At 50.7% G+C, this 13,931-nt stretch carries 12 protein-coding genes; 1 reads left to right on the top strand and 11 read right to left on the bottom strand.

Annotated elements, in window-relative coordinates:
• The first annotated feature begins 141 nt into the window (after positions 1-141).
• A complete protein-coding gene (gene ppk2 / locus B3355_RS05355) occupies positions 142-1,116 on the top strand; it encodes a polyphosphate kinase 2 (RefSeq protein WP_292781089.1) in 975 nt (324 codons plus the stop codon).
• A 63-nt stretch (positions 1,117-1,179) separates the two neighbouring features.
• Here the strand turns inward: ppk2 and B3355_RS05350 are convergent, their stop codons facing one another.
• The 11 genes from B3355_RS05350 to B3355_RS05300 form a co-directional block, all read right to left on the bottom strand.
• Positions 1,180-1,407: a hypothetical protein gene (locus B3355_RS05350; protein ID WP_228519697.1), complete on the bottom strand. Its 228-nt coding sequence runs from the start codon at positions 1,405-1,407 to the stop codon at positions 1,180-1,182.
• 40 nt (positions 1,408-1,447) lie between these two features.
• Positions 1,448-1,717, bottom strand: a complete 270-nt coding sequence (locus tag B3355_RS05345; protein WP_029512310.1) for a hypothetical protein — start codon at positions 1,715-1,717, stop codon at positions 1,448-1,450.
• A gap of 13 nt (positions 1,718-1,730) precedes the next feature.
• Positions 1,731-1,943: a hypothetical protein gene (locus B3355_RS05340; protein WP_232410995.1), complete on the bottom strand. Its 213-nt coding sequence runs from the start codon at positions 1,941-1,943 to the stop codon at positions 1,731-1,733.
• Between the two features lie 193 nt (positions 1,944-2,136).
• Positions 2,137-3,357 (bottom strand): nidogen-like domain-containing protein, encoded by a 1,221-nt coding sequence (locus B3355_RS05335; RefSeq protein WP_292781080.1) that lies wholly within the window; start codon positions 3,355-3,357, stop codon positions 2,137-2,139.
• A 202-nt stretch (positions 3,358-3,559) separates the two neighbouring features.
• Positions 3,560-6,175, bottom strand: a complete 2,616-nt coding sequence (locus B3355_RS05330) for a putative bifunctional diguanylate cyclase/phosphodiesterase (RefSeq protein ID WP_292781077.1) — start codon at positions 6,173-6,175, stop codon at positions 3,560-3,562.
• Between the two features lie 145 nt (positions 6,176-6,320).
• Positions 6,321-7,136, bottom strand: a complete 816-nt coding sequence (locus B3355_RS05325; protein WP_019881437.1) for an HD-GYP domain-containing protein — start codon at positions 7,134-7,136, stop codon at positions 6,321-6,323.
• A gap of 140 nt (positions 7,137-7,276) precedes the next feature.
• A complete protein-coding gene (locus B3355_RS05320; protein ID WP_047514766.1) occupies positions 7,277-8,422 on the bottom strand; it encodes a GGDEF domain-containing protein in 1,146 nt (381 codons plus the stop codon).
• Between the two features lie 244 nt (positions 8,423-8,666).
• Complete coding sequence (locus B3355_RS05315; RefSeq protein ID WP_292781071.1) at positions 8,667-9,257, bottom strand: PEP-CTERM sorting domain-containing protein; 591 nt, start codon at positions 9,255-9,257, stop codon at positions 8,667-8,669.
• Between the two features lie 237 nt (positions 9,258-9,494).
• Positions 9,495-9,980, bottom strand: coding sequence for a YaiI/YqxD family protein (locus B3355_RS05310; protein ID WP_292781069.1), 486 nt, complete (start codon positions 9,978-9,980; stop codon positions 9,495-9,497).
• Positions 9,980-11,482, bottom strand: coding sequence for a DEAD/DEAH box helicase (locus B3355_RS05305; protein ID WP_292781065.1), 1,503 nt, complete (start codon positions 11,480-11,482; stop codon positions 9,980-9,982). The genes B3355_RS05310 and B3355_RS05305 overlap by 1 nt, the downstream gene beginning before the upstream one ends.
• Before the next feature lie 226 nt (positions 11,483-11,708).
• Entirely contained in the window at positions 11,709-13,907 is a 2,199-nt protein-coding gene (locus B3355_RS05300; RefSeq protein WP_292781062.1) for an OsmC domain/YcaO domain-containing protein, read from the bottom strand.
• Positions 13,908-13,931: the final 24 nt, after the last annotated feature.

Here is a 13,931-nt window from a genome sequence, read left to right as displayed (position 1 = left end):
GATGTTCTATTAAGAATTCAGAGTATTGTTTTGAAATATGTCACATTGATGACAAAAAGACGCGGCAAGCACGCAATAGTCATCAAACTGTCATGCTGCAACTCTAAATTAGAACTCTGCATATCCATACTGGAACCCTCCATGACCACAGAAAAATCTGCTGAAATTGAATCTGTTGATGAACGCTTGTCTATGGACGAACGCTTCAACAATGAAATGCTGGATAGTTTTGATGAAGAGCTGGAAATGGAGCTGGACGACGAACGTATGGAGCAGATTCTGGCCGAATTTGCGGGGGCGACTCATATCGATGGCCTGCAATCAGCGCGCAGTCAATCTACCCTGTCGGATCGACAAACCTACTTTAAAGAGCTGTTTCGGCTACAAGGTGAGCTGGTCAAATTGCAAGACTGGGTCGTGCGCAACAAACTGAAAGTGGTGGTGCTGTTTGAGGGACGCGATGCTGCCGGTAAAGGCGGCGTCATTAAACGTGTCACGCAGCGCCTGAACCCGCGCGTTTGCCGTGTGGCTGCACTGCCTGCCCCCAGTGAACGTGAGCGCTCACAGTGGTATTTTCAGCGCTATATTTCGCACCTGCCGGCAGGCGGCGAAATTGTGTTGTTTGACCGTAGCTGGTATAACCGTGCCGGGGTCGAAAAAGTCATGGGCTTTTGTAACGACGACGAATATGAAGAGTTTTTCCGCTCGGTGCCAGAGTTTGAAAAGATGCTGGTACGTTCCGGCATTATTTTAATTAAGTACTGGTTTTCGATCACCGACGACGAACAGCATTTGCGCTTTATGACCCGTATTCACGATCCGCTCAAACAATGGAAACTAAGCCCGATGGATCTGGAATCCCGCCGCCTGTGGGAGCAATACACCAAAGCCAAGGAAGTCATGCTGGAACGTACGCATATCCCCGAAGCACCGTGGTGGGTCATAGAGGCCGTCGATAAAAAGAAGGCGCGCCTTAACTGCATCAGCCACCTGTTGAGCCAGATTAACTACGGAGAAGTGGCCCACGCACCTGTCGTACTGCCCAAGCGCGTCTATAACGCCGACTACATCCGCGAACCTGTCCCCAAAGAAATGTTCGTACCCGCCAAATATTGAAACTGAAAACAGGCTGTGATGCGAGCATCACAGCCTGTGTAGTTTACGCTTTAGACCAGCGCCTTAATCCGGCATATTCAATTGCCGCATAAATGCCTGAAAAGAGCCTTTGGTCGCATGCAAGGCCTGCAACTTGCTCACAGACTCATCCAAAGCATCACTCATCACTTCCAGCGCGTCTTCATCCAGCCGCAAGCTCATGGCGCCGATCTCAAGCTCTATCGTGCGGTGTGTTTCACAATAATGTACACGGAAACCAGCCTGACCGGACAACAGAATTTTCTTACACATACTTTCCTCACTCATACTCAAGCCCTAAACACGGTTGTTTTTATATTGCCAGTGGCGTTTCAGCCTGCTCATGCTCATTGACCAGCAGGGTCCACTGCACACACATGCGGCGCGACACACTGCAAATCAGGTCTGAATCCGCATACTCGGGCGCAGTCAGTGTTTCGGCCAGGCGCAAGGCCTGCTTGGCCAAATCATAGGTTGGTTTCTTGATATACAAGGTGGCAATATAGAGCAATGACGCCATCACCGATTCAGCATCGGGCAAGCTGGGGTCATAACGCATCGCGTGGATATTCATTGTATTCATGGCAATCTCTCTTTCAAACACTCATCTCTATTTCAGTTTGCATCACAATACGGGCCGCCGCCTTGCGTAGCATTTCGTTAATCACGATAAAGCTGTCGGCCTCAAATTTGAGTGTGGTCCCGCCGACTTCCAGCTCCACCGTGTCTGAAGACTGGTGATAAAGCACTTTGCAGGCGGTTTTTCCAGCCAGCATGGTTTTTCCAACCACCGTATGACGTTTCATCATGACTCTCCTTGGCTAAACTGTTTTCAAATGATAATAATTATCATTTACAGTGTCAAGAAAAATAATGCATCAATGAAAAGACTTTAAAGAAATATGTGTGCCCACAACGATTGTGAGGCACCACACTGTTGCCTGTGTCATGAATGCAAAAACCCTGCAAAAGCAGGGTTTTTGAGATCAGCCTAATAAAGACTTAGGCGCGCGTTTTTCTGCGCACAACAATCAATCCCGCCAGACCACATAACAGCATGGCATAGGAGGATGGCTCAGGCACTTGTGCCACCAATGTGGTAATTGGTGTTTGCGACATCTGCACCACACCTGCATTCAAAAAAGTCAGCCCGGTAACAAATGCGGTCGTATTCGCCGGATCCAGCATGGCCGCAGCATCAACACCAGCCACCGTGAAACCTGTCAGTGGCGTCGCAAAATTAAACACGGTGCCACCAGTTACGGTGCCTAACAGGCCACCTGGTGTCAGGTTACCTAAAGCATAAATTGCGTAACCATCTGTGTCAGCTGCCAGAAGCGGTAACAATACAGAGGTAAACTGATTACCGCCTGTGACTTCGTAGTCATAGCCAACAGCCACCAGCGGGTCAATAAACACACGTTGATTCAATTGCACATTAAACTCGAATTGATACGCGCCATCGACCACCACCGGTAAAAAAGCATTTTCGGCCGTTTGTCCTGGCAAGGCGCCGTTATTAAACGAGAATCTCCATAAACCAGGCGTCGCCGTAGAAACATTACTCAAATTGACCAGGTTCAGCACCTCGTTAGAACGAGAGCCAGGCAGGGTTTCGTAATTGATATTATCACCGGCATCATAGCCAGCTTGCGCAGGTGTGCCGCCCAAACCATTGACGCCGCCACTGGCATCGCCTGTCGTCCACTCCAGTCGGTCATAGCGAAACTCGGCACTGAAACTACCATTAGAAGTGCCTGGTGTTTTTTGCAGCACTAATTGAAAGTTATTCTGTTTATCGTTTTGCGCTGGATAGTAACCGACGTTATGCCAAGTCACCACGACGGTCTCTGCGCTGGGCGAGGCCACATACACACTATTACTGCCGAAAGCAGTCGGTGTTTGCCCAACACGCGTATCTACATCTGCCCAGTAAGGGGCGATCATGGGCTGCGTCGCCACCGGGAAAGCTTCTGGTGTAAATGTAGACAAATCGCTCAAAAAGCTGATATTGCCGTTATTGTTAATAAAAAAACGATTGAATTCCTGGCCAAAGAAATTAATACCAAACGGCAAATTTAACGCGTTGCTTGAATCATCATCATTGGCTAACATGGCCAGCTCACCAAAACCGGCATCGCCGCCAAACCCGCTCAACAACTCAATCGCGTGCAGATTCGCGGACAAACCAGCCAGCATCACGGCCAGGCTGATTTTCTTCATTCTGGATAAAACGACTCCCTTGCTATACATTGTGTAACTCCTCACTTTGATTTATTAAGATGTATTCGTGAGTTATTTTAACAATGTTTATATTTTATTAACATAAAAATATTGTGATGCGTATGCGAAAAAACACCATCGTCAGCAATGCAGCGGCTCACCGTGTGCGGTCAGAGATTGGGAAATAAACAACCGAAGTGAATTAATAAGACAGCAGGAAAGTCGTGGCGTCTTCACTGCTCATGGGTTTACTCAGCAGATAGCCTTGCATCTCGTCACAGCCTTGCGCTTGCAAGAAAGCTTTCTGCTCCGGGGTTTCCACCCCTTCGGCAATGGTTTTCATGCCCAGGCTGCGCGCCAGTTGAATAATCGCGATGACAATGGCCTTGTCTTCATCATCAGTGGTGATGTCACGGACAAACGTCTGGTCTACCTTGAGTTTGTAGACTTTAAACTTTTTCAGGTAGCTGAGTGAGGAATACCCCGTGCCAAAATCGTCAATCGACAAACGCACGCCCAAGCCACTGAGCGCATCCATCATGGCCACCGCCCCTTCCGGGTTTTCCAGTGCCACGCCTTCGGTCAGCTCCAGTTCAAGGCAGTGCGGTGACACCTGATAACGCTCGAGAATACTCTTCACCAGCGCAGGCAGTTTCGGATCCCTGAACTGGATACTGGACAAGTTAACCGATACCGAAATATCTTGGATGCCCGCCAGTTGCCAGGTGTGAATTTGCTGCGTGGCCTGCTCCAGCACCCAGCTGCCGATGGAAATAATCAGGCCGCTGGATTCCGCCAGCGGAATAAATTCGGCGGGTGAAATAAAACCTAATTGCGGATGCTTCCAGCGCAGCAAGGCCTCTACGCCGACCAGGCGACCAGAGTCGAGTGCGACCTGCGGCTGGTAATACACCGCCAGCTGTCCCAGCGCAATGGCCTGGCGCAAGGCATTCACCAGTTGCAGGTTACGCGCCGTCTGCACTTGCATATGGTTACTAAAGAAGCGGTAACTATTACGGCTCTCTTTTTTGGTGCGGTACATGGCGACATCAGCATTGCGTTGCAGGCTTTCCATATCCAGGCCGTCATCCGGGTAGATAGCAATGCCGACCGACGCGGTAATGGTCAGCTCGTACTGGTCGATCAAAAACGGCTGCTCAACGGCTTTTAGCAGACGCTCTACCACCTCTTTGGCAATGGTGTGATCCGCCTCTGCCAGTAAAAACACAAACTCATCGCCACCCAGGCGGCAAATCGTATCCTGCGGTCGCACCAGGCTTTGAAAGCGATGCGTCAATGCAATCAGCAGATTATCGCCGTAGCGATGACCCAAACTATCATTCACATCTTTAAAGTGATCAAGATCGAGGAACATCAACGCAAATTGTCCATCCTGGTCCCAGGCTTTCTCAATTTCAACAATCACGCGTTCATTCAGCAGGTGACGGTTAGGCAAGCCAGTTAAAGAATCATAATTGGCCAGGAACCGTATGCGCTCTTCTGCCTCTTTACGGGTAGTGATATCGCGAATAAATGCGCTGTAATAATGCTCATGGTCGCGCTTGATTTCCACAATCGTCAGTTCAATGGGAAACTCGCTGCCATCCCGGCGCAAAGCAGTAATTTCAATCAGCTTACCTAACAATCGCGAGTGACCGGATTGCTGCAAACGTTGCATGCCTTGATGGTGCGCCTCACGATACGCAGGCGGCACAATCACATCCTCTAGCATACGCCCAAGCACCTCCGCTCGCGTATACCCAAACATATGCGCGGCAGCCCGGTTCCACTCCACAATTGAACCTTGCAGGTCGATATTCACAATGGCATCCAGCGCGTTTTCCAGCACCAGTTGTGCGCGCTGCTCGCTCATCAGCAAATTGGTTTGAAACAGGCTGTTCTGCGCTTGCACCTCAAAGCGACCAAGGGCGAAATCAATATTCGCGACCATATCCTGCAGTAAGCGCTGGATATCTGGTTCAAATGCATGCTCATGTTCTGCATACAATGACAAACAGCCGATAACTTTGCCTTCAGCATGCAGCGGCAAAAAGGCAGCGGCTTTCCAGGCGAACTCGGTGGCCTTGTCATGCCACACCGCGCTAATAGGATTGGTTTGGAAATCATGTACCCAGTACGGGTGATCGGACAGCATGCTTAAACCGCATGGCCCTCTGCCGCTTGCGGCGGCCGGGTCTGCTGAAATCAATACTTCGTCCAGATAGTTAATGCCAGAACCAAAGGCACTGGCGACCACAATCTGTTTACTGTCTCTATCCAGCTCACCAATCCAGGCCATATTGGCATGGCCCAGATTCACGATAATCCGGCAAATCTGTTCAAACAGGCTGTGCTTATCCTGGCTCTGCACAATGGCCTGGTTACATTGGCTCAAGGCGAGATAAAGCTGATTCAGTTGTTGATGATGTTGCTTGACTGAGGCGCCATCGCTGTCCAATTGCGCCAGTTGTGTACGCAGTTGTTGCCAGCCACTCTCGACGCTGGCAGATGCGCTCGGTGAAAACACCACCGGGGTAAACGTGTCACTGGCATAAACATCTGCCAGCACCCGGTTAAAGGTTTGCAGGTCTGCGGCTTGCGTGCCTAGTGCGGTGCGTTGTTGATGCCAGATGAGTACGGTTAACACCCCCCATAAGACGACCCCCAGGGCGAGTAACAAAACAATCAGGCGATGCGTGGTTACAGGCAAGCTGGCCTGCGTGAACGTGAGGCAAATTAATAGCGCAAACAAGACCATCAGCCACAAACGTCTGATTAGCTTGCCCCGCCCTGCAGATATGAATTGTTGTGCAGACATGGATGTTTAGCCTAAGCCCCCGTCCACTACTGTAAGGGATGCGATTAAAATCAAATCCCCAAATACCTGTATAAATGCCCGGCAAATTACCTGATACCGGCATCCAGCAGGTTACCTTCCCCTCACCCAAGCCATTGCACCCAAGCTATTTTTCACTATAAGACGCACTGGCGGCGTCCTTGATCACATCATAATGGGCAAAAAACGCATCCACGGCGGCCGGATCGAAGCGGATACTGGATTCACTGCGAATATAGTCCAACACCTTATCTTCCGGCCAGGCCGGCTTGTAGACCCTGGGGTGCATCAAGGCATCCCACACATCAACAATCGAAAAAATCCGCGCGGCAAATGGAATTTGCTCACCTTGTAAACCGAGCGGATATCCTTGGCCATCCCAGCGCTCATGATGACCATAGGGAATATCCATACAGTTACGTAGAAAATCAATATTTGCCAGCAAGTCGCGTGCAATCTGCGGATGCGTGCGCATCAGCTGCATTTCTTCCTCATCCAACTGGCCGGGCTTGATTAACACCGCATCGGGAATGCCGATTTTACCTATATCGTGCAAAATGGCGCTGCGCTCAATCAGCTTCAGGGAGGCTTCGTCAGTCACGCCCATTTTACTGGCCAGCGCCACCGTCATGGCCGCGACGCGATAAGTGTGGTCTTTGGTTTCCTTGTGTCGCAAATCGAGCACTTGCACCCAGCCACGAATGGTCTGGTCATAACTGTGAATCAGTTTTTGCTGGTCTTGTGCAGCATCTGCGAGCGCACGCTTCACCAGAAAAAACAACAACACGGCCGTGACCAGAATAAACAGCCAGCCTTTGATATCCTGTACCGTGGTCAGGTCACGCGGGTCCGTAAACAGCTGCGCAACGACCTTGTCGGAAAAGAATATCCAGGCGGCGCCCACCAATACATACACCATCACAATCTTATACTGCGGCCGCATGATTACTCTCGCATGACAATCATCAAAGTATGAATTCTTATCGCAAAAGCTAATTTATGCAATTGAAAATCAGCACAGATTTTCAATCCTGGCAGAGTTGGGCACCACTGTGCCTCACCCCGCATTTAACCCGCGGCAGCTTAAACTGCCCAGGATATTTGCCCGCAACCCAGTAACTTTGCCTGATACATGGCCTTATCGGCTGCAGACAGCAGTTGATCTATGGTCTGACCGTCTTTGCACACGGTTAAGCCTATCGACGTTCCCAGACGGCAAACAACGCCCTGAATCTGGAAATCCCGTTCAAACACCATCAGGCATTTTTGACCGACCATTTCCACCGAGGACCTTCCCTGTTCAGGCAAATCAGACAGCACGATCACAAACTCATCGCCCCCCACGCGCGCCAGCGTATCGCTACCGCGGATCACCTTGCTCAAGCGCTGCGACACTTCGATCAAGGCCAGATCGCCCGCCTCGTGCCCCCACTGGTCATTCACGGCTTTAAAACCATCCAGGTCCAGGTACAAGATCGCCGTACCGGTTTTCTTCACCCGCCCCAGTTCTATCGCCTGCTGCAAGCGCAATGACAACAGCTTGCGGTTAGGCAAACCGGTGAGCGTATCATGGTGCGCCACATGATTAAGCTCCTGATTCTGCGCAGAAATCTTGTGATAAGCATCCTTTAAAGAACCGATTAAATCTTCGTTCTCAAAGCTGATGCGTGTGGCTTGCCGCAATGACTGGTTAAAACGGTAGGCGATGCCTATCATCAACAAGTAAAAAATCACGCTAAACACGGCCATGATAAAGCTCGACAAGTTTTCACTAAACGAGAACACCAGCACCGTCGGCAACATCGCCGGTAAACTAAAGGCAAAAAAAGCTGGGATACAGGACGCCATGGTGACCACGCCGCCCATCACCATCGCCTGAATGGCCGTGATGACGATAATCACCGTCATTGGCGGCGCGTCTTTCACCAGAAAGCCCAGCGCGCCCCACGCCAGGCCGGAGAGCGCCAGAGTCAGGCAATATCTATACGCCAAAGAATAATTAAAGCCATGCTTGGCCAGCATCTGGTGACAACGTTTCAGGCAAAATACGCGAAAAACAATCACCGCATAGACCACGCCGCACCAGAGCAGGAACAGATCACTTTTTTCGGAGCCGAGTTGCGAAAACGCAATCAACAGGCCACCGAACGCACTCCCGATTAAAGGAATGCGTGCTCCCGATAACAGCCTGTGAAATAACGCCTCGTCAATCCGAGTCTGCAAACTCATTAACTGATGACCTCTTCTTTTTATTCTTACAGACAGCTTTATATACGCTGTTTTAACTCATGCTAATGCAAGCCCTTAAAAATAACCAGTTAAATCAAAGGTGTTTTCAATTCATTACAATCAAAACGTAGCGCTTGATGCGCACAATAGTTGCTCTTAAAGCTGCCTTGACCAGCGCGCACAAACAAAAACGGCCTGCATCAATGCAAGCCGTTTGTTGATAACACTTAAGAGTTAAGCGTGATTACGCACGACGCTTACGCATGCTGCTGGCAACGCCCAACCCTACCAGCAAAAATGCCCATGAAGCAGGCTCAGGCACAGGCGTAGTGACGACTGAATTCAGATACCAGGCACTGTCACCTTGCGCCTTGGTCAATCCTTGCACGTGCAGTGCATAGTCATCAATGCTCACATTAGACGCAAATGTTGCCGTCCAGGTGACTGACTCGTTTGCCAACAGTCTGTCGTTAGCGCCTTGACCAAGCACAAACCTGAAATCCCAATCGCCACCAGGACCGCCGCCATTGCTGGCTGCCAGGTTGGTCACGCCGCCGGAAATACCACTCACAGCAATTGTGTTTGCCTTCACATCTGGCGATACCTTGACGGCAATTGAGCCAATAAAGGCTTTATTGGTAAACAAGGCATTCAGGTCGTAGGCGGTTAAGGTAAAAGTGTACACATTGCCTGTGCCGCTCACTGAAAGCGATGCAAAATCAGTCGCCGGCTGGTAACTGCCAGACAACAAGGTGCCATAACTTTCAACTGCCGCTTGTGAGGACACTGACACCAGCATGGTCATCGCAAGCACTAAGGTTTTAAAAAAGCGCATTTACATATCCTTTTAAATTAGATTATCGCAATAATATTTTTGCGAATTATCTATTATTACAGCGTTCATTCTAGCAAAAACAAAACAGCCGCCAATAGCCCACACCGACCATTTTCAAGGATTAACATGTGTGACAAAACAGTAACTTAGCATCACGCTGATGCCAATAAAAACGGCTGGCATCTCTGCCAGCCGTTTACACTTGCTGCAAGCCCTGCTGACTTACCTGCTATCGATTTAAGGCTGGCTCGAATCGATGTTTACGCTTGCACCCTTGCGCTTCTGGCGCACCAGAAACTGGTCAAGCTGTGATGCAAAGGTATGGCGATCAGAGGACTGCATTGCACTTGGGCCTTGCGTTTCTACGCCACTGGCGCGTAACGACTCCATAAAGTCGCGCATTGCCAGCCGCTCCTTGATATTTTCAGTCGAATAAAACTCACCGCGCGGATTCAGCGCATGGCCGCCTTTGTCTATGACTTGCGCGGCCAAGGGAATATCAGCAGTAATCACCAGATCCCCCGCCACCAGCGCAGCAACAATGGCATTATCTGCCACGTCAAAGCCTTTATCGACCTGCATCGCACGCAAATATGGTGATGGTGGCACCCGCAGCAATTTGTTGGCAACAAAGGTGGTGGTGATAAGAGAACGCGTTGCCGCCCGGAACAGGATTTCTTTAATCACGACCGGGCAAGCATCTGCATCCACCCAAATATGCATTAGCGCGCTTTCGGCGGTGTTTTACTAGCCGTATTCGCACCTGGTTTGGGCGTAAACAACGCGCCTTGAGGCTTGTTGCCGCCCTGGCGATGTTGCGTCTGATGACCGTTGCGTTGGCCAGGATTCGCATGCCCGGACTTGTGCGGATTCGGCTTGCCTTGACCTGGCTTATTGGCGCCGGCCTGCGCTTGCGGCTGGCTTTGTCCTTGGCGGGGTTGTGACGGCTTCTGAGCCTGACCCTGTTTCTGTGGCTGTCCTTGTTTCTGAGACTGCCCCTGGCGTTGACGGCCCTGGTTCTGCCCACGTGGTGGGCGGTCAGGCTCTTCGCTGTTTTTCTCAGGCGCGACAAAACCTTCTACCGGCACCCGCTGGATATCGCGCTTAATCAGCTTTTCAATATCCTTGAGCATGCCAAATTCTTCACGGTCTACCAGTGAAATAGCAGCGCCACTGGCACCGGCACGGCCAGTACGGCCAATGCGGTGCACATAGTCTTCAGGTACATTCGGCAATTCAAAATTCACCACTTGCGGCAACTGGTCAATATCCAGCCCACGTGCAGCAATATCCGTCGCCACCAGCGCCGTAATGGTGCCCGCTTTAAACTGTGCCAGCGCTGCTGTACGCGCATTCTGGCTCTTGTTACCATGAATCGCCATCGCCGGGATACCATCTTTCACCAGCTTTTCTGCCAGTCGGTTGGCGCCATGTTTGGTGCGCGTAAAAATCAGCACTTGTTGCCATTGATGATGCTTGATCAAATAGCTGACCATTTCGCGCTTGTGCGCCTGCGGCACCATGTGCACGCTCTGCTCAATCAGCGCATTGGATGCATTGCGGCGTGCCACTTCCACCAGGTCTGGCGTATTAAGCAAGCTATCCGCCAGGCGTTTGATGTCATCAGAAAAAGTGGCCGAGAACAGCAGGTTCTGGCGTTTTTTAGGCAGCATGGCCAATACTTTTTTAATGTCGTGGATAAAGCCCATGTCCAGCATACGGTCGGCTTCGTCCAGCACCAGGATTTCAATGGCAGATAAATCGAGCGCTTTTTGCTGCACCAGGTCGAGTAAACGGCCAGGCGTCGCCACCAGGATATCCAGTGGTTTGCTCAAACGGTTGATTTGCGGATTGATGCTGACGCCGCCAAACACCACCATGCTTTTAAGCGGCAAATATTTGCCATAAGTAGTAACAGACTCGCCGATCTGCGCCGCCAACTCACGCGTCGGTGACAAGATCAAACAACGCGGCTTGCCCTTTGCCGCCTGCACCAATGGTGCTTCAGACAAGCGGTGCAGAATCGGCAAGGTAAATCCGGCGGTTTTGCCGGTACCAGTTTGCGCACCAGCGAGCAAATCGCCACCACGCAGCACATAAGGAATCGCCTGTGCCTGAATCGGCGTTGGTGAGGTATAGCCGGCATCGGCAATCGCGCGCAACACAGGCGCGCATAAATTTAAATCAGCAAACGTGATGTTTGCGGGGGTATTTTCTTGTGACAAAGTAATTCAACTTATAGAAATTGCATGGCATCACCATGCAATAAATTAATTAGGCGCTGGTCTGTTGCCTGCGGCAACACCAATCTGGACTAACGAGGTAACAACTTGAGGTATTTCAGAACCGCTGCGTTGATTGGTAGTGCGCAGGGTATGGCTATTATACGCGTGATTCGACTATTTCTAATCTATTGAATATATTTGGATTTTCACGCCTATTTGCCACCACTCACCCGGCCGCCACTTTAGCCCGTGCCGCATGTATTTTTCTATAACTATCGATCAGGCGCTGGTGCCTGTCCAGACCTTCCAGTTGCATACTGGTTGGCGTCAGGCCATAAAAGCGCACGCTGCCATCGACTGAACCGATCACCGCATCCATGCGTGTATCACCAAACATGCGGCGGAAGTTGGTTTCGTAATCGGCAAGTGCTAGTTCGTCATCCAGCAATACTTCCAGTACCACATTCAAGGCCTGGTAAAACAATCCGCGCGCCAGTGAGTTGTCGTTATATTGCAAAAAGGCACCCACCAGGTCATGGGTTTCTTCAAACTGCTGCAAAGCGAGATGAATCAGCAACTTCAACTCCATTACTGTGAGCTGCCCCCAGTCAGTATTCTCGTCAAACTCAATGCCAATCAGAGTAGCAATGTCGCCATAATCATCCAGCTCATTATTTTCCAGGCGCTCCAGCAACGCTTCCAGGCGGTCATCATCCAGAGTATGCAGGTTAAGGATATCTTCGCGGAATAGCAACGCCTTGTTCGTGTTATCCCAGACCAGATCTTCTACCGGATACACTTCAGAATACCCCGGCACAAGGATGCGGCAAGCGGTCGCGCCTAATTGGTCATAGACGGCCACATAAGCCTCTTTGCCCATCTCGGCCAGCATGCCAAACATGGTCGCGGCTTCTTCGGTATTAGCGTTTTCGCCCTGGCCGGAAAAATCCCACTCCACAAACTCATAATCCGCTTTGGCACTGAAAAAGCGCCACGACACCACACCACTGGAGTCAATAAAGTGTTCAACAAAGTTATTCGGCTCAGTCACGGCTTCACTGGCAAAGGTCGGCTGCGGCAAATCATTCAGGCCTTCAAAGCTGCGGCCTTGCAGCAACTCAGTCAGGCTACGTTCGAGCGCCACTTCCAGCTTGGGATGCGCACCGAATGAAGCAAACACGCCGCCGGTGCGCGGATTCATCAAGGTAACGCACATCACAGGATATTCACCTCCCAGAGACGCATCTTTCACCAGCACCGGAAAGCCCTGCTCTTCCAGCCCTTGAATGCCAGCGACCACACCAGGGTATTTCGCCAGCACGTCCTGCGGCACATCTGGCAAGGCAATTTCACCCTCAATGATTTCGCGTTTGACTGCACGCTCAAAAATCTCGGATAAACATTGCACCTGCGCCTCCACCAGCGTATTGCCCGCGCTCATGCCGTTGCTGACAAACAGGTTTTCCACCAGGTTGGTTGGGAAATATACGGTTTCGCCATCCGACTGGCGTACAAAAGGCAATGAACAGATGCCGCGCTCAGCATTGCCGGAATTGGTATCTATCAGGTGCGAGCCGCGCAGCTCGCCATCCGGGTTGTAAATCTCCAGGCAGTAGTCATCAAGAATTTCCTTAGGCAACGCATCCTTGCGGCCAGGCTTAAACCAGCGTTCGTTCGGGTAATGCACAAATGGAGCATTGGCAATCTCTTCACCCCAGTACGAGCCAGCATAAAAATGGTTGTTACTCAGCCGTTCGATATACTCGCCCAAAGCCGATGCCAGCGCACTTTCCTTGGTGGCACCTTTGCCGTTAGTGAAACACATCGGCGAATGCGCATCGCGGATATGTAACGACCATACATTGGGAATAATATTGCGCCACGACGCAATCTCAATTTTGATGCCCAGGCTCGCCAGCAAACCAGACATATTGGCGATGGTTTGCTCCAACGGTAAATCTTTGCCAGTGATATAAGTCTGTGACTCTGTGCCCGGATTAACGGTGAGCAAGGCCTGCGCATCGGCATCCAGGTTCGCGACCTCTTCAATGATGAAATCGGGGCCAGCCTGCACCACTTTTTTCACCGTGCAGCGGTCTATCGAACGCAAAATACCGACACGGTCTTTTTCAGAAATATCGGTCGGCAACTCAATCTGGATTTTGAAAATCTGCTTGTAGCGGTCTTCGGGATCAACGATATTGTTGTGCGACAGGCGGATATTATCGGTAGGAATATTGCGTGTGCTGCAATACAGCTTCACAAAATAAGCTGCACACAGCGCTGAGGAAGCCAGAAAATAATCGAACGGGCCAGGTGCCGAGCCATCGCCTTTATAGCGGATAGGCTGGTCGGCAATCACCGTGAAGTCATCGAACTTGGCCTCAAGACGTAGCTTATCGAGAAAGTTGACTTTGACTTCCATGGCGAAACTCCAAATGCTGCAAAA

The organism is Methylophilus sp. UBA6697 (genome assembly GCF_002454655.1).
Lineage (GTDB): Bacteria > Pseudomonadota > Gammaproteobacteria > Burkholderiales > Methylophilaceae > Methylophilus.
The sequence above is the reverse complement of the archived record's forward strand: the minus strand, read 5'-3'. Positions and strand labels throughout refer to the sequence as shown.